This is a genomic window from Bacillus sp. 5B6, from assembly GCF_000259405.1.
Lineage (GTDB): Bacteria > Bacillota > Bacilli > Bacillales > Bacillaceae > Bacillus > Bacillus velezensis.
Genome location: NZ_AJST01000001.1, coordinates 3,556,957 through 3,574,298, shown reverse-complemented (window position 1 = coordinate 3,574,298; position 17,342 = coordinate 3,556,957). Strand labels below are relative to the sequence as shown.

The window sequence follows — 17,342 nt, the reverse complement described above, 5'->3', positions numbered from 1 at the left end:
GCTCCGAAAAGCCGTATCCTTTTGGAGGATGGTTGCATGAATAAAATCATGATTGTGGAAGATAGTGAAGACATTCGCGGACTATTGCAGAATTACCTTGAAAAATACGGATATCAAACCGTGGCCGCCGCGGATTTCACGGCTGTTCTTGATGTTTTTTTGCGGGAAAAGCCTGATGTGGTGCTGCTTGATATCAATCTGCCGTCTTATGACGGCTATTATTGGTGCCGCCAGATCCGCCAGCATTCTACAAGCCCGATCATTTTCATCTCAGCCAGAAGCGGGGAAATGGATCAGGTGATGGCGATTGAAAACGGCGGAGATGATTATATCGAAAAACCGTTTTCTTATGATATTGTGCTGGCGAAAATCAAAAGCCAGATCCGCAGGGCATACGGAGAGTACGCCGCCAAGCAGGGAGAGAAAGTGGTTGAATATGCCGGTGTGCAGCTCTTTGTGGAACGGTTTGAACTGCGTTTTCAGGACGAAAAAAGCGAGCTTTCTAAAAAAGAAAGCAAGCTTTTGGAAGTGCTGCTGGAGCGGGGAGAAAAGGTGACGGGAAGAGACCGGCTCATGGAAAAAACGTGGGACACCGACATTTTCGTCGATGATAATACGCTTAACGTGTATATCACGCGGCTCAGAAAAAAACTGCGGGAGCTGAATGCGCCTGTTTCCATTGAATCGGTGCGGGGCGAAGGCTACCAGCTGAGGGCGCTGTCATGAAGCTGTTTCTCCGGTCTCATGCCGTGCTGATCCTGCTTTTTCTCCTTCAAGGGCTGTTTGTCTTCTTTTATTACTGGTTTGCGGGTCTTCATTCTTTTTCCCACCTGTTTTACATATTAGGCGTGCAGTTTCTTATTTTAGCGGGGTATCTTGCCTATCGCTGGTACAAAGACCGCGGTGTGTATCATTGGCTCAGCTCGGAGCAGGAAGGGACGGACATTCCGTATCTCGGTTCTTCAGTATTCTGTTCAGAGCTGTATGAAAAGCAGATGGAGCTGATCCGGCTGCAGCACCAGAAGCTCCATGAGACCGAAGCCAAGCTTGACGCGCGGGTGACGTATATGAACCAATGGGTGCACCAAGTAAAGACGCCGCTGTCAGTCATTAATTTAATCATTCAGGAAGAGGATGAGCCCGTCTTTGAACAAATCAAAAAAGAAGTCCGGCAGATTGAATTCGGGCTGGAGACGCTTCTTTATTCATCAAGACTCGACCTGTTTGAGCGGGATTTTAAAGTCGAAGCGGTTTCCTTATCAGAGCTTCTCCAATCGGTCATTCAAAGCTATAAACGATTTTTTATTCAATTCCGCGTTTATCCGAAAATGGACATTCGCGATGATCATCAGATTTACACCGATGCCAAATGGCTCAAATTTGCGATCGGCCAAGTGGTCACAAATGCGGTCAAGTATTCGGCAGGCAAGAGTGACAGACTTGAGCTGAATGTCTTCCGCGATGAAGACAGGACGGTGCTTGAAGTCAAAGATTACGGTGTCGGGATTCCCTCGCAGGACATCAAGCGGGTGTTTGACCCTTATTACACCGGTGAAAACGGGCGGCGTTTCCAAGAATCTACGGGAATCGGCCTCCATCTCGTCAAAGAAATTACGGGCAAGCTCAATCATATGGTGGACATCAGCTCGTCCCCCAGTGAAGGGACATCGGTCCGATTTTCATTTCTTACAAAAATGTAAGACTGCGTTAAGAAAACAACATAGCTCGTTTTGTTTCCCCTTGATAACATGGATTTACGTCAAGGGGATTTTTTATGTTAAATGCCCCGGCACTACATGAAAGAAACCCAATCCAACAAGAATAAAACCATAAGGAGGATTTTCATGGCGAATATGCTTGAAGTCAAACATATAAATAAAACCTATAAAGGACAAGTATCTTATCAAGCCTTAAAGCAAATTTCATTTTCAATAGAAGAAGGCGGGTTTACGGCGGTGATGGGACCGTCGGGGTCCGGAAAAACAACGCTTTTGAATATCATTTCAACGATTGACCGTCCGGATTCAGGCGATATCCTGATTCACGGAGAAAACCCGCACCGGCTGAAGCGGACAAAGCTCGCTCATTTCCGCCGCAAGCAGCTCGGATTTGTGTTTCAGGATTTCAACCTTCTGGACACGCTGACGATTGGTGAAAATATCATGCTGCCGTTAACGCTTGAAAAAGAAGCGCCGTCTGTCATGGAAGAAAAACTGCACGGCATCGCGGCAAAGCTCGGAATTGAAGACCTGCTCAACAAACGGACGTTTGAAGTATCCGGCGGACAGCGCCAGCGGGCCGCCATCGCAAGGGCGGTCATTCATAAGCCGTCACTCATTCTGGCCGATGAACCGACGGGAAACCTTGATTCCAAAGCGTCAAAAGACGTCATGGAAACGATGCAGAGCCTGAACCAGGATGATCATATCACGGCTTTGATGGTGACCCACGATCCGGTTGCGGCAAGCTACTGCCGCCGCGTCATCTTTATAAAAGACGGCGAACTGTTTAATGAGATTTACCGCGGGGAAAACCGCCAAGTCTTTTATGAACAGATTCTTGATGTGCTGTCTATGCTGGGGGGAAACGCAAATGACCTTTCTTCAGTTCGCTTATAAAAACGTCACGAGAAACAAAAGGGCCTATCTTGCTTTCTTTTTAAGCAGTGCTTTTTCCGTTTTGATTTTCTTTACCTTTGCGATGTTCCTGTTTCATCCGGCATTAAAGGAAGGCTACCTGAATAACATCGCCAAAAAAGGCTTAACCGCCGCGGAATGGATGATCTTTGTTTTTTCTTTCTTATTTGTTCTGTATTCGGTTAACGCATTTTTGAAATCGAGAAATAAAGAATTCGGCATCCTGCTCATGCAGGGCATCACGCCGGGGCAGCTGAGAAAGCTCATTACGGCGGAAAACATGATCATCGGCGTCATGTCGATCGCAGCCGGGATTATCGGAGGCTTCATTTTTTCGAAAACGTTCTTTACGGTCGGCGCTTATATTTTAGAAATGGACGCGCTGCCTCTGTACATGCCTTGGAAAGCGCTCGGCATTACGGCCGGCGGATTTCTGCTTTTATTTTTCCTTTTATCGCAGTTTACGATCCTTTTTGTCAGATCAAATACGGTGATCAAATTAATAAAGGGCACTGACAAGATCAAGCCGGAGCCGAAGCCGTCCGTGCTTCTGTCCTTATTCGGCATCGCCTGTCTTTGCGGCGGGTACGGCATGGTTCTGAAAGGCAATGTCCACGGGACTCAACCGTTCATCATTTTACTGCTTACCGTCATCGGTACGTATTTCTTTTTCAGCCAAAGCAGCATCTGGATTCTGCGCGCGCTGAAGAAGTGGAAAACCTTTTATCTGCGCGGGAAAAATGTCATTTGGGTTTCTGATCTTGTTTATCGTTTAAAAGACAACGCCCGCCTGTTCTTTATCGTCAGCATTATTTCCGCGGTCGCGTTTACGGCGACAGGCGTGCTCGCGATGTACAAATCGACCGTCGGGGCGGAAGAGTCCGCCTATGAGATGGAGTATTTATCTTACAGCAATAATCCAAAAGAACAGACTCATTTGAAAGATATTGACCATGAACTGAAAACACACGGCTTTACTTATAAGAAAGACAAAATAGATGTTTCCTATGTCCGCTATCAGGAAGGAGATACTGTTCCCCCTGTTTACATGATCAGCGAATCGGATGTGTCAACATACTTCCATGTTAAGCTGAACGGCCTGAAACATGATGAGGCTGTCTATTTCCCGGGCACGTATGACCGCAATTTCAAAAACGAAGCGCCGGATCAGCTGAAGCTGCTGAATCAAAAAGGTAAGCCGTCCGGCCAAAAACTGTTGGTAAAAGAAGTCAAAAAACCGCTGATCTCATTGAATGCCATCATCGCGGTGAACGATCAAACCTTTGATCAGCTCAAATCACTCGGTGATAAAGCGTCATTATACGGCTACAGCTACGATCATTGGAAAGACAGTCTTGGGATCAGCCAATCCTTGAAAAATGAGATTTACGGCAACTATATCGACGTCCATTCTGATTTTATGGCAAAAGCCGGCACGTACTATGATACGGTGCAGCTGCCGAGCCTGAGTTTATTCATCGGCCTGTTTATCGCAATCGTCTTCTTTGTCGCGGCAGCAAGTTTCTTATATTTCAGGCTGTTCACCGATTTAGATGAGGACCGGGAGCGCTACCGTTCATTGGCCAAAATCGGTCTGAGTGAGCGTGAAATGGCACAAAGCGTAACGATACAATTGGCGATTTTGTTCTTCTTCCCATTTGTCATTGCCGTCATGCATACGCTGTTTGCTTTGAGAACATTGGCCGTGGAAGGCTATTCCGATGTAGCGGGGCCGCTCAGTCTGACCATCGGAGGGTTTTTCATCTTTCAGCTTCTGTTCTTCCTCGCGGTGCGGACAAGCTATTTGAAAAAAATGAACAAGTAAGGGGAGTGCACAGATGAAAAAAGCATTGGCAATCCTGGCCGTCTTGGCGGCCGCTGCCGTCATATACGGACTTCTCTTTTTTCATAACGATGTTACAGACAGATTTAATCCGTTTATTCACCAGCAAGATGTTTATGTACAGATTGATCGAGATGGCAAACATCTTAGCCCGGGCGGTACTGAGTATACATTAGACGGATACAACGCATCCGGGAAAAAAGAAGAAGTGACCTTTTTCGCCGGGAAAGAACTTCGAAAGAACGCGTATTTGAAGGTGAAGGCGAAAGGAAAATATGTCGAGACCTGGGAAGAAGTCAGATTTGAAGATATGCCGGGCTCCATACAGTCAAAGTTAAAGTGAACATGAAAAGCGGCACAGTGTCATGACTGTGCCGCTTTTTTTATTTTTTATTTTCTTCAGCCCGTTTGATCAGCATGTCGGTGATGATATCCATCTGTTTGCTGACGGCAATCGGGTCATACGGATAGAAGGTGTTGAAATCGTTGATAAAGACACGATTGTGTTTTACGGCATCGAGATTTTTCCAAACGGATGAATCTTTCAGACGCTCAAATGTTTTGCTTTCTCCATTCGGATTGTAATCGGTAATGAACATATAATCAGCCGCATATTGAGGGATGACCTCTTGGGAAACCTGTTTCATGGCGCCCGTTTTCATGATGTTTTTTTCAATTTTGACCGGCGCTTTCAATCCGAGCGCGTTATAAACGGCTTGGCCGCCGCGGCCGGAATTGTCATTGAAAACCCAAATCTCGCCTTTATCCGTCGTTTCATAAAGGCCGACTGTCTCGTCTTTGCCGATCACGTTTTTGAGGCGCTTTTGATTCGCTTCGGCTTTTTTGTTGAAGTCTGCCATAAAGCTTTTGGCTTTATCCTTCGCCCCGGCAATGTCGCCGAATAGGCTGACCGTATCTTTCGTATTCTTTGCGGTGTTAAAAGGAATGACAATCGTCGGCGCGATTTTTGATAGTTTCTCGTATTGGTCTTCCTTCATCAGCACGATTAAATCAGGCTTCAGCTGCATCACTTTCTCCACATTGACGGGATTGCCGATGTCAGTAATGTTTTTCAGCTGTTTTTTGATAAACGGATTTTTGAAAGCCCATGAGCCCGCCCCGACGACATTTGCGTCAACGGACAGCAGCTCACCCGCATAAAAGTCAGTGACGATCCGTTTCGGATGTGCGGGTATGTCAATATTTCCTTTTGTTGATTCATATGTACGCATGTCTGTCTTTCCTTTGCCTGATGCCGATCCGTTGTTCTCCTTCGCGCCGCTGCAAGCGCTTAATGCGAAAACAAGCAGAAGCGCCAGGCCGATCAGCCATGATTGTTTCTTCATAATGATCCCCCTATTTCAGTGATAATGATTATCATTATTAATATAGCAGGAAGACGTCATTCCGTCTATGTTTTTTATAGAAAACCTTCCTTGATTATCCATGTTATAGTAGTAAAGGAGGAATGAATGTTGATTACGAAAAGAGGGACTTGGTGGGAAGTGCTGCACAGCTGGTGGCTGCTGCTGACTTTTGCGCCGTTTGCGCTGACCGCTTTCCTGTCCTTTTTCTATATCGGCTACCGGGCCAAGAACAAAAAATGGCTGAAATACGGACTTATCTATTTTATTATTTTAGCAATTGCTTTTGTGCTGCCGAGCACGCCGGGCGTGTATATCGTGCTGCCTTTATGGGTCATCTCCATCATCCACGGGCTGAAAGTGCGGGCGGCTTATTTGATACAGCTTGATGTGTTTAAACAAAACGTCGAAGCAAGAGCGTATGAAGCGGTAAGACATGAGGCTGAAGCAAAATTCGGCGGAAAACCCGCTCATCGCATTGATCTGACAAAACAGAGATAAAAACAAATGACAAAGCCGGTATCTTGCGCTTTGTCATTTGCATGACCGGCCTATTGCTCGTATGAATGCTGCTGAAACGGTGTGTGATGCTGTGTTTGCGGGAATGAAGAAACATTAGTGTTCGCCATCGGTGCAGGCATGTGTCCGCTTACTTCCTGCTGAAGCTGACTGCACACATTCACGATTTGCTGGCATTTCTGAATGGCCAGTTCATGCCCCTGCAGCGCTTGCTGAATGGTATGAACGGCATGCTGTTCATGGTTAAGCATCTGCTGAAGCATTTGAATGTTTTGCTGTTCCTGCTGGAGCATTTGCTTGTACTGCTGACTGCTTTGCTGTGTCTGCTGAATGAGCTGCTGTGCTGTTTGGCGGCATTGCTGCAGCTGATTTCCGCTGTATTGGTTTTGATACATCATGAAGACCTCCTGAAGTGATTGATTTTACACATTTATCATGTGAAAGAATAGGAGAGGCATTCATGCAAGAAAAGGATTCAAATATTTACCTGTTATGTACAGAGCGGAATACAAGGCTCGGGATGGCCTGTCGAGCTTTGTATTCCGGCCCTTTTTCTCAGAAGCCGCCTTCTGTAGCGTGAAAAGGAATATTGAGTCTGTTTTCGACTGCGCGCAGGCGCTGATTCAAACGGTTTAAGCGGCGGGTATGGATTTCAATGGACTGGCTCAGCCGTCTGATCTGCTCATTCATACGCGTGATTTCCCGGTTTTGGCGCTGGTCTTCTTGTGAGAGGCGGGTGAGCTCTCTCGTTTGCTCGGCGTTTTGTCTTTCAAGCTGGGCAACTCTCCGTTCTAAACCTGTCGGCTGCCGCTCTTCGGACTGAGGGGGCGCATAATAATAGCTTTCCTGCTGCTGATACGGCTCATACTCAACGCGGCTCACTTCGTATTCCTGCTGCTGAGGGAAATAGGCAGTCGGGGTATAGTACTGATATGGGTTCATTCATCATTCTCCTTATCTAGTGAAGTCTTTATACACTATGTAGTCAATCGCACAGTGCCACGGCATCCGCCTAACTTACAGACGTAAAAAAAGCTTCAAAGGAAGGTGATCATGTTGCGGAACATACGGATTTTCATCATGACGGTTCTTGTTTTCGGATGCGTCATGATAACAGGCTGCTCGCAAAAGAAAGCAGACGAACCTCCTTTTTATTACGGGACATGGGATGCGGGGCTGAAACCGGGCCCGATGGACGGGGTCAGATCTGAAACCGTCACGTTTACGAAAGACAGCGTGCTGACCAAGCAGGTCATTAAAGGCCGCGGCGAGGTTGCCATGCCCTCGGATGTGTACAAGGTGATCTCACAAAACACGGACGGAACGATCGAGATTGAATACCTCGGCCATCCGCAACCCGTCAAAAGCACGTTGAAAAGAGGAAAAAACGGTACGCTCATTTGGAAGATATACGGAGAAACAAAAACAATGACAAGAATAAAAACCGGCGGGGAGGATGCACATGAGAAATAAGGCTGCCGACAGACTCGTTTTGACGGGTGTCATCGTACATATCATTCAATGGTTTTCACTGTTATGGTTATTTTTTATGCTTTTTGATCAGTTCGGGCGTTTTACCATTTACAATCCCAATGTCGTCAACGGCAGCATGCAGTCTTTTTCATTCTTTGATATGATGCGCGCTCTTCTGTTTTCCGGCACGCTGCGGAATACGCTCCTGCTGTTTTTGTTTGCGGCGATGCTCATTTACTTGTGGGTGAACGCTCTGTTTATCCTGCTGGAAATCGTTTCTTATATCATGATCAGGCGGAACAGCCGTTCATTATGGGCATACTTTCCGGCAGCGATGGGAATAAAGCTTGCCCTTCTGGACATAGCGGCCGTCCCTTTCTTTGCGGCGGGGCTGATGCTCTTGAAGCAGAAAACAGATGACGGCGGCGAACAAGCTGACAAGAGGAAAAGACGGCCCCGTATCCGGAGGCAGGCCCGTTATACGAAGAGAAGGCGGAGAAACTCGTCCGTTTGATTTTTCATTGAAACGAAAAAACGATATGATGAAAGCATAAGAAGAAAAGGATACAAAGGAGATGCAGGATGTACAAGTTAATCGCAATCGATATGGACGGAACACTACTAAACGATCATCATGAAGTGACGGCTGAAGTCCGCGGGGCGCTTGATGCCGCCAAAGCGGAAGGGGTCAATATCGTCCTGTGCACGGGCCGGCCGATCGGCGGCGTGCGGCGGTATTTGGAAGAGCTGAACTTACAGGAAGAAGGCGACTTTGTGATTGCCTATAACGGCGCACTCGTCCAAAATACGTATACAAACGGTGTCGTGGCCGAGCAGTCATTAGGTTATGAGGATTTGAAGTCGCTTTACGAGCTGAGCTTACAGCTGGATACTCCGATGCATTACTTTGACACAGCCAATCTGTACACGCCGAACCGGGATATCAGTGAATACACGGTATACGAATCATACATTACGAAAGTGCCGCTTCATTTCCGCACGATCGATGAAGTGCCGAAGGATATTCTGATTCCGAAAGTCATGTTCATTGACGATCCGGACAAGCTGGAGAAAGCGATCGCTTCCATTCCGGAATCATTCAAGGAAACATACACAATGGTCAAAAGCGCGCCATTCTTCCATGAGATTCTTCATCCGAAAGTCAGTAAAGGAAACGCGGTCAAGCTGCTGGCCGAAAAACTCGGCATTGAACAGAAAGACGTCATGGCAATCGGCGATAACGGCAACGACATGTCCATGATTCAGTGGGCCGGCTGCGGTGTGGCAATGGCCAATGCCATCCCGGAAGTAAGGGAGATTGCTAATTTTGAAACGAAATCAAATAACGAACACGGCGTGGCGCATGCGATTCAGGAGCTTGTGCTGAAAAAATAGGCACCCCATCAGAGGGTGCTTTTTTACCGCGTGTTTTGGTGATATGATAAGCGGAGAGGGGAGGCGCGACATGGATCGTGAAAAACAGCAGCTCAGTATAGAAGCGGCAAAACTATATTATCAATCAGATTACAGCCAGCAGCAGATCGCCGAACGGCTTGATCTGTCACGCCCCACCGTTTCAAGGCTGCTTCAGTACGCAAAGGAAAAAGGGTATGTTCAAATTCGCGTCATGGACCCGTTTGAGGATCTGGACGAACTCGGCGCGAAGCTGGAAGAAAAATACGGGCTGCTTGAGGCGCACGTCGTCTTTTCTCCAAGCGACGATTACCAGGCCATTACACATTACTTAAGCCGCTATGGCGCAGACTATATGCATAAAACCGTAAAGGACGGCGATATACTCGGCGTAAGCTGGGGGACGACGATGTACCAGATCGCAAGCCGCATGGAGCCGAAGCAGGTAAAGAGCGTTGAAGTCGTGCAGCTGAAAGGCGGCATCAGTCATTCCAATGTCAATACGTATTCGTCAGAAACGATTCAGCTGTTCGCCGAAGCATTTCAGACCATGCCGAGGTATTTGCCGCTGCCGGTTATATTTGACAGCGCCGATGTGAAACAGATGGTCGAGCGGGACAGACATATTAAGCGGATCATTGAAATGGGCAGACAAGCCAATATCGCCCTGTTTACGGTCGGAACCGTCCGGGATGAGGCGCTGCTTTTCAGACTCGGTTATTTCCGGGAAGAAGAGAAACAATTGCTGAAAGCGCACGGGGTCGGGGATATTTGTTCGCGCTTTTTTGACGAGGAAGGCAGGATTTGCAGCAGCAGCATTAACGGCCGGACGATCGGAGTCGAGCTCAGCGACTTGAAAATGAAAGAGCGTTCGATTCTGGTGGCGGGCGGCAGCAGAAAATGCAAGGCCATTCACGGTGCCCTGAAAGGAAAGTACGCCAACGTTTTGATTACCGATCAGCATACGGCCAAAAAACTCATTCAAGAATTGTGACAATTCATGAACATAATTTCAATTACCAATTTACATATGTTCAAAATTCGGTTATTCTAAACGTATCCTAGGAAAAAGGAAGTGCATACAATGTCAATTGCAAGTCAAATAGACCATACTGCTTTGAAACCGCATACACAAAAAGCGGATATTTTACAACTGATAAAAGAAGCAAAAGAATATAAATTCGCTTCCGTTTGTGTGAACCCGACGTGGGTCAAACTCGCAGCGGAGGAACTGAAGGGTACGGGAGTTGACGTTTGCACCGTTATCGGATTTCCTCTCGGCGCAACGACATCGGAAACAAAAGCATTTGAAACAAAGGATGCCATCTCAAAAGGAGCCACTGAGGTTGATATGGTCATCAATATCGGCGCATTAAAAGACGGCGATGATGAAGCGGTTGAAGCTGATATCCGCGCGGTAGTTGAAGCAGCTGATAAAAAAGCGCTCGTCAAAGTGATCATCGAAACATGCCTTTTGACAGATGAAGAAAAAGAGCGCGCGTGCCGCTTAGCGGTATCAGCAGGCGCCGATTTCGTCAAAACGTCTACTGGTTTTTCTACAGGCGGGGCAACGGCTGAAGATATCGCTCTTATGAGAAAAACAGTCGGACCGGACATCGGGGTCAAAGCATCAGGCGGCATCAGAACAAAAGCTGATGTTGACAGCATGATCGCTGCGGGCGCGAGCCGGATCGGCGCAAGTGCGGGCGTCTCTATCGTGAGCGGCGGAGACAGCGGCAGCAGCGACTATTAATCAGCAGTGCGGAAGCCGAAAGCTTCCGCCATCCTCTTTCTTTGTTGATGCATAAAAAATTGTAAGCGAATACAAATAAAAGGAGAACACATATGAAGTATCTCATCGGAATTATCGGAATCATTGTGTTTTTAGGTCTTGCCTGGCTTGCCAGCAACGGCAAAAAAAGAATCAGAATCCGGCCGATCGCCGTCATGCTCGTGCTGCAGCTGATTCTCGGTTATATTCTCCTCAACACCGGTATCGGGAATTTTCTTGTCGGCGGTTTTGCAAAAGGATTTAACTACTTGCTGGAATATGCATCAGAAGGGATTAACTTTGTATTCGGCGGGCTTGTGAATGCGAAACAGACGACGTTCTTCATGAGCGTGCTTCTGCCGATCGTTTTTATATCCGCTTTAATCGGAATTCTGCAGCATTGGAAGGTCCTCCCCTTCATCACGAAGTATATCGGTCTTGCGTTAAGCAAGGTGAACGGAATGGGGAAAATCGAATCTTACAACGCTGTCGCATCCGCGATTTTAGGGCAATCAGAAGTCTTTATCAGTTTGAAAAAACAGCTCGGTTATCTTACTGAACAGCGCTTATATACGCTTTGCGCGTCCGCAATGTCGACGGTCTCAATGTCGATCGTCGGTTCTTACATGATGATGCTGAAGCCTGAATACGTCGTGACGGCGCTTGTGCTGAACTTATTCGGCGGATTTATCATCGCTTCTATCATCAACCCGTACACTGTCAGCAAAGAAGAGGATTTGATCGTCGTTCCTGAAGAAGAAAAGCAATCCTTTTTTGAAGTGCTCGGTGAGTATATAATGGATGGATTCAGAGTCGCTGTCGTCGTAGCGGCGATGCTGATCGGATTTGTTGCACTCATTGCCCTGGTCAACGGCGTTTTTAACGCGGTCTTCGGCATTACATTCCAGGCGCTGCTCGGATATGTATTCGCGCCGTTTGCGTTTTTAACCGGTATTCCGTGGAATGAAGCGGTGAGCGCCGGAAGTATTATGGCGACGAAAATGGTATCGAATGAATTTGTGGCGATGCAGACGCTCTCATCCGGCGATTTCCATTTCAGCGCACATACTCAGGCAGTGGTATCTGTATTCCTTGTCTCATTCGCAAATTTCTCCTCTATCGGGATCATTACCGGTGCGGTGAAAGGGCTGCATGAAAAACAAGGAAACGTCGTCGCGCGGTTCGGGCTGAAGCTGCTGTACGGCGCAACGCTCGTCAGCTTCCTGACAGCGGCGATCGTCGGATTGATTCACTGAACATAAATGAAGGACAGGTGATAGATCATGAGAATGGTAGATCTTATTGTAAAAAAACAAAATGGAAAAGAACTGACAACAGAAGAAATTCAATTTTTCGTAAAAGGATACACGGACGGAAGCATCCCTGATTATCAGGCAAGCGCGCTGGCTATGGCGATTTACTTTCAGGATATGACGGATCAGGAGCGCGCTGATCTGACAATGGCGATGGTGAATTCAGGGGAAACGATTGATCTTTCCGCCATTGAAGGCATTAAGGTCGACAAGCACTCTACGGGCGGGGTCGGCGACACGACAACTCTCGTACTCGCACCGCTCGTCGCGGCGCTCGGCGTTCCCGTTGCTAAAATGTCCGGCCGCGGCCTTGGGCATACGGGGGGAACCATTGATAAGCTGGAAGCGATCGAAGGCTTCCACGTGGAATTGTCAAAAGATGAATTCATCAAGCTTGTGAACCGCGACAAGGTAGCCGTCATCGGACAAAGCGGCAATTTGACGCCTGCCGATAAAAAGCTGTATGCGCTGCGTGATGTAACGGGTACGGTGAACTCCATCCCGCTGATCGCAAGCTCAATTATGAGTAAAAAAATCGCCGCCGGAGCAGATGCCATCGTGCTTGACGTCAAAACGGGAGCCGGCGCGTTTATGAAAACGGATGAAGACGCCGTGAACCTCGCCAAAGCAATGGTCCGCATCGGAAACAACGTCGGCCGCCAGACGATGGCCGTGATTTCTGACATGTCGCAGCCGCTCGGTTTTGCGATCGGGAATGCCCTGGAAGTACAAGAAGCCATTGATACATTAAGAGGGGAAGGGCCTGAAGACTTAAACGAACTCGTCCTCACACTCGGCAGCCAAATGGTCGTATTGGCGAAAAAAGCCGAGACATTGGAAGAAGCGAGAACGAAGCTTCAGGAAGTCATGAAAAACGGCAAAGCGCTTGAAAAGTTCAAAGAGTTCCTGAGCAATCAGGGAGGAGACGCTTCTGTCGTTGACGATCCGTCCAAACTTCCGCAGGCGGCGTACAAAATTGACGTTCCGGCGAAAGAAGCGGGTGTCGTTTCAGAAATCGTCGCTGACGAAATCGGCGTCGCAGCGATGCTGTTAGGCGCGGGACGTGCGACAAAAGAGGACGAAATCGACCTTGCCGTCGGCATTATGCTCCGCAAAAAAGTCGGTGACAACGTCGAAAAAGGCGAGCCGCTCGTCACCCTTTACGCCAACCGCGAAAACGTTGACGACGTGACTGCCAAAGTCTATGACAACATCCGCATCTCAGAAAAAGCGGAAGCGCCGAAACTGATTCATACGCTGATTACGGAATAAGAGAAGAAAGGCACATACCTCATCAGTATGTGCCTTTTTTTATGGCATGGTTTTATCCAAATGAATGTCGCGGACGGATTGTTTCGGCTGTTTCTTTCTCAAAAAACGAATGACATAGCACAGGATCATACAAGGAATTCCGCAGAAGAGGGCGATTCTTTGATTGGGATCAAATGCAAGGCCTACGCATGAAGCGAAACATAAGATCACAGCGGCGATCGGAACGAGAGGGTATAACGGCGTGCGGAAGGTCAGATCCGAGACGCGTCCGCCGTTTTTCACATAATGTTTTCGAAATAACAGCTGAGACAGGGCGATGCTCATCCATACCACGACGCCGGCAAATCCGGCTATTGCCACGAGCACCACGTAGACCGTGCCCGGGGCGGCGATGCTTGAGATCAAGGATATGCAGGAAACGGCCATGCTGGCGAGCAGAGCATTCAGCGGAATGCCTTTCGGCGTGACTTTTTTGAACCGGGCGCTGATCATGTTTTCATTCGCAAGAGACCACAGCATCCGGGTGGAAGCATACAGTCCGGAGTTGGCGACCGAAAGCAAAGCCGTTAAAATCACGAAGTTCATGATATCTGCGGCGTATGGGATACCGATCTGGGAAAAGACCGCGACAAACGGACTTTCAATCACACCGGCTTCCTTCCAGGAGATCAGTCCGGACAGCACAAAAATGGCGCCGATAAAAAAGATGACCGTTCTCCAGGCGACATTTCGGATCGAACGCGGAATATCTTTTGCCGGATTGGCGGTTTCACCCGCTGTAATTCCGATCAGCTCCGTCCCTGAAAAGGCGAAGCTTACGGAAATCATTGCGATGAAAACCGCAAGAAAGCCGTTCGGAAACAGTCCGCCGTGTGAGGTGAAATTCGACAGCATCGGAGCTTCACCCGAACCGTGCAATGAAATCAAACCGAACATCGCGGCGCCGCCTAAGATGATAAATAAAAGGATGGTGACGATTTTGACGCTGGAAAACCAAAACTCTGTTTCTGCAAACAATTTAACGGAGAATGCATTGGCGGCAAAAAGGAGAGCCGCGAAAATCGCGCTCCACATCCAGACGCTGCTGTGGGGAAACCAGCGCTGCATGAGGATACCGGAAGCTGTAAACTCCGATCCTACCGTCACCACCCAATTCACCCAATACATGATACCGACCATAAAACCCGTGGACGGCCCGATAAACGTTGTCGCATACGTTTGAAATGAACCGGTCACAGGCATGGCTACTGACAATTCTCCGAGACACTGCATGACAAGATACATCATCAAGCCGCCGATCAGGTAAGCGGCGATCGTCCCGCCCGGCCCGGCCTGGCTCAATGTATACCCTGTGCTCAAAAACAGCCCCGTGCCGATGACCCCTCCCAATGAAATCATAAATAAGTGCCTGCTTTTCATCGTGCGCTTTAGTTGATTGCCGCCTTGATCAACATCCATCGTGATCTCCCCCTTTTTGCGTGGCATGAGAATCTTCCGGCAGCCGAGATCACGCGTGCCGGATTTGACTTTAACGTGACAATTTAAATCCCTTCAATGCATGTAAAATGACGTGTGCGGCTGCCCGGCTTGTCATATCGCGAAAATCAAGTGTCGGATCAACCTCAACGATCTCAATACCCGAGATGTCAGCCTCCTGGGCTAAAAACCGGACCGCCTGAAGCAGTTCCTCGGTATACAGGCCTCCGGGGCCGATCGCAGGACAGCCGGGCGCATGAGCTTGATCCAGCACATCCATATCAACCGAAATAAAAATGGCGTCGGCTCTTTTTTGAACGGCCGGCAAAGTGTCTTGTATCGTTCGGAGAAGCCCTTTCTCCCGGATCATCTCCATTGTATGCACGTCTGCCTGACGCTCTTTTACATATTGTTCATATGCCAAGCTGTTGCTGAACTCCCTGATTCCAAGCTGAATCAGGTTTTGTCCGCTTATGATATTTTCATCTAACAGACGGCGGAATGGCGTGCCGTTTGTCGGCCCTCCGTCTTCTGTGTTGCGAACGTCGTGGTGGGCGTCGAATTGAAAGACGGCCGTTGTTCCTTTCGTTTCCGCAATGGCTTTAATGGTGGAATAACTGATGGAGTTGTCGCCGCCGAGAATGACGGGCACCCAGTCAGGCTGGTCCGTCAGAATATCATAAAAGGTCCGATAAATGTGTTCGTGAGATTTAACGACATCCGTGACGTGAATCTGAATATCACCGATATCGTACAGATGGTCAATGACATGCTCCCGCAGCTCCGCGGAATATGCAGAAATGCCGCCGAGCGCCCGGCGGATCGCACCGGGTGCAAAGCAGGCGCCGGAATGGCTGATTGACGACTTAGAAAGCGGAACGCCGATCAAAGCCGGCCCTTTGATCGTTTGTCCCACCCACGCTTCCGTCACATCGCCGATCCTTGTCACATGGCGGTCGTTGAAGAGGGAGCCGGCTTTTTGCAGAAACGGATACTTATCCAAGAGCGGCTCCCTCCCTTGAAACGACCGTCTTCCCGTTCTTGATGACACGGCGGACATGATTGACGCCGTAATGATACGGGATATACATGTAATTCGGCGCTTCCCAAATGACAATGTCAGCCGCCCGTCCGGCTTTGATTTGTCCGGCCTCTTCGCCTTTTCCGATCGCATACGCAGCGTTAACGGTGACAGCGTGCCAGATTTCTTCTGCGGTCATTTTTAAATGAAGCGCGGCAATCGACATAATGAGCTGGAGATTTTCCGTCGGTGAGCTGCCCGGGTTGAAGTCAGTCGCCAAACTGACCCGTACGCCCGCATCAATCATCTCCCGGGCTCTCGCATAAGTGTGTTTTCCGAGATAGAAAGTCGTGCCCGGCAGCAGGACGGCGATCGTTCCGGACTCCGCCAGCTTTTCGATGCCTGCATCAGATGCCCCCACCAAATGATCGGCAGAAACAGCATGCAGCTCTGCCGCCAATTCCGCGCCGCCGAGCGGGTCAATCTCATCAGCATGGATTTTCAGGCCGAAACCAGCTTCAGCCGCCTTTTTCAGGTAGTCCCGTGACTGGCTGACGGTAAAGACGCCTGTTTCTGTGAAAATATCGGCAAATTGCGCAAGGCCTTTTTCTTTTATGTCAGGCAAAAGCTGCAGCATGCGATTCAGAAATTCGTCAGGGCTGTTCCGGTACTCAGGCGGAATGGCGTGTGCCCCCATAAAAGTTGTGACAAGGTCGACTGGCTGGCGCCCGCCCAGTTTTTTCGCCGCGGTCAGCTGTTTCAGCTCCGTGTCTTTGTCGAGTCCGTACCCGCTTTTTACTTCCGCGGTCGTGATGCCGTATGAGAGCATGCGTCCGAGGTGAAAAAGCCCTTTTTCAATCAGTTCTTCTTCGGAAGCGGCTTTCGTGTCTTTGACCGTTGACAAAATACCGCCGCCTTGCGCCAGAATATCCAAATAGGACATGCCCTGAATTTTTAAATTCAGTTCTTTTTCCCGGGACCCTCCGAATACAAGATGGGTATGGGGATCGACGAGGCCGGGGGTGACGAGCCGTCCCCCGCAGTCGATGATGTCTCTTGCCTCGTATCCTTCCTCCGCTCCTTGATGTCCGGCAAAAACAATGCGCCCGTCGTGAATGCCGATGACGGCATCTTCCGTGACATGAAGGTCCTGCATGCTTCCGCCTGATCGGGGGCCGCCGGATTCCATCGTCAGCAGCTGGCCGATGTTGGTGAGTATGGTATCTATTTGTTTCGGCATG

General features: G+C 48.7%; 19 protein-coding genes. 13 read left to right on the top strand and 6 right to left on the bottom strand.

What is annotated here, in order from left to right; genetic code table 11:
* The first annotated feature begins 36 nt into the window (after nucleotides 1–36).
* The 5 genes from yxdJ (at nucleotide 37) to MY7_RS17150 (ending at nucleotide 4,822) form a co-directional block, all read left to right on the top strand.
* Entirely contained in the window at nucleotides 37–726 is a 690-nt protein-coding gene (gene yxdJ, locus MY7_RS17170; protein WP_004393241.1) for a two-component system response regulator YxdJ, read from the top strand.
* Nucleotides 723–1,700, top strand: a complete 978-nt coding sequence (gene yxdK, locus MY7_RS17165; RefSeq protein ID WP_007614824.1) for a two-component system sensor histidine kinase YxdK — start codon at nucleotides 723–725, stop codon at nucleotides 1,698–1,700. Before yxdJ ends, yxdK begins: the two co-directional genes overlap by 4 nt.
* Nucleotides 1,701–1,844: 144 nt before the next feature.
* A complete protein-coding gene (gene yxdL, locus MY7_RS17160; protein ID WP_007614823.1) occupies nucleotides 1,845–2,618 on the top strand; it encodes an ABC transporter ATP-binding protein YxdL in 774 nt (257 codons plus the stop codon).
* Nucleotides 2,593–4,461 (top strand): ABC transporter permease YxdM, encoded by a 1,869-nt coding sequence (gene yxdM, locus MY7_RS17155; RefSeq protein ID WP_007614822.1) that lies wholly within the window; start codon nucleotides 2,593–2,595, stop codon nucleotides 4,459–4,461. The genes yxdL and yxdM overlap by 26 nt, the downstream gene beginning before the upstream one ends.
* A gap of 13 nt (nucleotides 4,462–4,474) precedes the next feature.
* On the top strand, nucleotides 4,475–4,822 hold the full coding sequence (locus MY7_RS17150; protein ID WP_007614821.1) for a YxeA family protein: 348 nt from the start codon (nucleotides 4,475–4,477) through the stop codon (nucleotides 4,820–4,822).
* Between the two features lie 40 nt (nucleotides 4,823–4,862).
* Here the strand turns inward: MY7_RS17150 and MY7_RS17145 are convergent, their stop codons facing one another.
* Complete coding sequence (locus tag MY7_RS17145) at nucleotides 4,863–5,825, bottom strand: iron-hydroxamate ABC transporter substrate-binding protein (protein ID WP_007614820.1); 963 nt, start codon at nucleotides 5,823–5,825, stop codon at nucleotides 4,863–4,865.
* A gap of 126 nt (nucleotides 5,826–5,951) precedes the next feature.
* Here MY7_RS17145 and MY7_RS17140 point away from each other — a divergent pair, with 126 nt between their 5' ends.
* Complete coding sequence (locus MY7_RS17140; protein WP_007614819.1) at nucleotides 5,952–6,344, top strand: hypothetical protein; 393 nt, start codon at nucleotides 5,952–5,954, stop codon at nucleotides 6,342–6,344.
* Nucleotides 6,345–6,394: 50 nt separating this feature from the next.
* Here MY7_RS17140 and MY7_RS17135 read toward each other — a convergent pair whose 3' ends face one another.
* Together MY7_RS17135 and MY7_RS17130 are read right to left on the bottom strand one after the other, a co-directional pair.
* Complete coding sequence (locus MY7_RS17135; RefSeq protein WP_029325766.1) at nucleotides 6,395–6,757, bottom strand: hypothetical protein; 363 nt, start codon at nucleotides 6,755–6,757, stop codon at nucleotides 6,395–6,397.
* Between the two features lie 160 nt (nucleotides 6,758–6,917).
* Entirely contained in the window at nucleotides 6,918–7,304 is a 387-nt protein-coding gene (locus MY7_RS17130) for a hypothetical protein (RefSeq protein ID WP_007614817.1), read from the bottom strand.
* A 111-nt stretch (nucleotides 7,305–7,415) separates the two neighbouring features.
* Here MY7_RS17130 and MY7_RS17125 point away from each other — a divergent pair, with 111 nt between their 5' ends.
* From MY7_RS17125 to MY7_RS17095, 7 genes are all read left to right on the top strand, one after another.
* The gene (locus MY7_RS17125) at nucleotides 7,416–7,835 is read left to right on the top strand and encodes a DUF3255 family protein (protein WP_007614816.1); all 420 of its coding nucleotides are present in this window, start codon (nucleotides 7,416–7,418) and stop codon (nucleotides 7,833–7,835) included.
* On the top strand, nucleotides 7,825–8,349 hold the full coding sequence (locus MY7_RS17120) for a hypothetical protein (protein ID WP_007614815.1): 525 nt from the start codon (nucleotides 7,825–7,827) through the stop codon (nucleotides 8,347–8,349). The genes MY7_RS17125 and MY7_RS17120 overlap by 11 nt, the downstream gene beginning before the upstream one ends.
* Before the next feature lie 68 nt (nucleotides 8,350–8,417).
* Nucleotides 8,418–9,230 (top strand): sugar-phosphatase, encoded by an 813-nt coding sequence (gene yidA, locus MY7_RS17115; RefSeq protein ID WP_007614814.1) that lies wholly within the window; start codon nucleotides 8,418–8,420, stop codon nucleotides 9,228–9,230.
* Between the two features lie 70 nt (nucleotides 9,231–9,300).
* The gene (locus tag MY7_RS17110) at nucleotides 9,301–10,242 is read left to right on the top strand and encodes a sugar-binding transcriptional regulator (RefSeq protein ID WP_007614813.1); all 942 of its coding nucleotides are present in this window, start codon (nucleotides 9,301–9,303) and stop codon (nucleotides 10,240–10,242) included.
* Nucleotides 10,243–10,332: 90 nt separating this feature from the next.
* Entirely contained in the window at nucleotides 10,333–11,001 is a 669-nt protein-coding gene (gene deoC, locus MY7_RS17105) for a deoxyribose-phosphate aldolase (protein WP_004393277.1), read from the top strand.
* A 92-nt stretch (nucleotides 11,002–11,093) separates the two neighbouring features.
* Nucleotides 11,094–12,275: a NupC/NupG family nucleoside CNT transporter gene (locus MY7_RS17100; RefSeq protein ID WP_004393280.1), complete on the top strand. Its 1,182-nt coding sequence runs from the start codon at nucleotides 11,094–11,096 to the stop codon at nucleotides 12,273–12,275.
* A 27-nt stretch (nucleotides 12,276–12,302) separates the two neighbouring features.
* Nucleotides 12,303–13,604 (top strand): pyrimidine-nucleoside phosphorylase, encoded by a 1,302-nt coding sequence (locus MY7_RS17095; RefSeq protein WP_007614811.1) that lies wholly within the window; start codon nucleotides 12,303–12,305, stop codon nucleotides 13,602–13,604.
* 39 nt (nucleotides 13,605–13,643) lie between these two features.
* Here MY7_RS17095 and MY7_RS17090 read toward each other — a convergent pair whose 3' ends face one another.
* From MY7_RS17090 to hutI, 3 genes are all read right to left on the bottom strand, one after another.
* Nucleotides 13,644–15,062, bottom strand: a complete 1,419-nt coding sequence (locus tag MY7_RS17090) for an amino acid permease (RefSeq protein ID WP_029325765.1) — start codon at nucleotides 15,060–15,062, stop codon at nucleotides 13,644–13,646.
* Between the two features lie 70 nt (nucleotides 15,063–15,132).
* Complete coding sequence (gene hutG, locus MY7_RS17085; RefSeq protein WP_007614807.1) at nucleotides 15,133–16,083, bottom strand: formimidoylglutamase; 951 nt, start codon at nucleotides 16,081–16,083, stop codon at nucleotides 15,133–15,135.
* The gene (gene hutI / locus MY7_RS17080) at nucleotides 16,076–17,341 is read right to left on the bottom strand and encodes an imidazolonepropionase (protein WP_007614805.1); all 1,266 of its coding nucleotides are present in this window, start codon (nucleotides 17,339–17,341) and stop codon (nucleotides 16,076–16,078) included. The genes hutG and hutI overlap by 8 nt, the downstream gene beginning before the upstream one ends.
* Nucleotide 17,342: the final 1 nt, after the last annotated feature.

Excerpts from the sequence above, each read along its gene's own strand:
- yidA (WP_007614814.1), top strand. The coding sequence starts at position 8,418 with ATGTACAAGTTAATCGCAATCGATATGGACGGAACACTACTAAACGAT.
- MY7_RS17130 (WP_007614817.1), bottom strand. The coding sequence starts at position 7,304 with ATGAACCCATATCAGTACTATACCCCGACTGCCTATTTCCCTCAGCAG.
- MY7_RS17110 (WP_007614813.1), top strand. The coding sequence starts at position 9,301 with ATGGATCGTGAAAAACAGCAGCTCAGTATAGAAGCGGCAAAACTATAT.
- MY7_RS17090 (WP_029325765.1), bottom strand. The coding sequence starts at position 15,062 with ATGGATGTTGATCAAGGCGGCAATCAACTAAAGCGCACGATGAAAAGC.
- yxdK (WP_007614824.1), top strand. The coding sequence starts at position 723 with ATGAAGCTGTTTCTCCGGTCTCATGCCGTGCTGATCCTGCTTTTTCTC.
- deoC (WP_004393277.1), top strand. The coding sequence starts at position 10,333 with ATGTCAATTGCAAGTCAAATAGACCATACTGCTTTGAAACCGCATACA.
- hutI (WP_007614805.1), bottom strand. The coding sequence starts at position 17,341 with ATGCCGAAACAAATAGATACCATACTCACCAACATCGGCCAGCTGCTG.
- MY7_RS17095 (WP_007614811.1), top strand. The coding sequence starts at position 12,303 with ATGAGAATGGTAGATCTTATTGTAAAAAAACAAAATGGAAAAGAACTG.
- MY7_RS17150 (WP_007614821.1), top strand. The coding sequence starts at position 4,475 with ATGAAAAAAGCATTGGCAATCCTGGCCGTCTTGGCGGCCGCTGCCGTC.
- yxdL (WP_007614823.1), top strand. The coding sequence starts at position 1,845 with ATGGCGAATATGCTTGAAGTCAAACATATAAATAAAACCTATAAAGGA.
- MY7_RS17120 (WP_007614815.1), top strand. The coding sequence starts at position 7,825 with ATGAGAAATAAGGCTGCCGACAGACTCGTTTTGACGGGTGTCATCGTA.
- MY7_RS17100 (WP_004393280.1), top strand. The coding sequence starts at position 11,094 with ATGAAGTATCTCATCGGAATTATCGGAATCATTGTGTTTTTAGGTCTT.
- MY7_RS17140 (WP_007614819.1), top strand. The coding sequence starts at position 5,952 with ATGTTGATTACGAAAAGAGGGACTTGGTGGGAAGTGCTGCACAGCTGG.
- MY7_RS17125 (WP_007614816.1), top strand. The coding sequence starts at position 7,416 with ATGTTGCGGAACATACGGATTTTCATCATGACGGTTCTTGTTTTCGGA.
- MY7_RS17145 (WP_007614820.1), bottom strand. The coding sequence starts at position 5,825 with ATGAAGAAACAATCATGGCTGATCGGCCTGGCGCTTCTGCTTGTTTTC.
- yxdJ (WP_004393241.1), top strand. The coding sequence starts at position 37 with ATGAATAAAATCATGATTGTGGAAGATAGTGAAGACATTCGCGGACTA.
- MY7_RS17135 (WP_029325766.1), bottom strand. The coding sequence starts at position 6,757 with ATGTATCAAAACCAATACAGCGGAAATCAGCTGCAGCAATGCCGCCAA.
- yxdM (WP_007614822.1), top strand. The coding sequence starts at position 2,593 with ATGACCTTTCTTCAGTTCGCTTATAAAAACGTCACGAGAAACAAAAGG.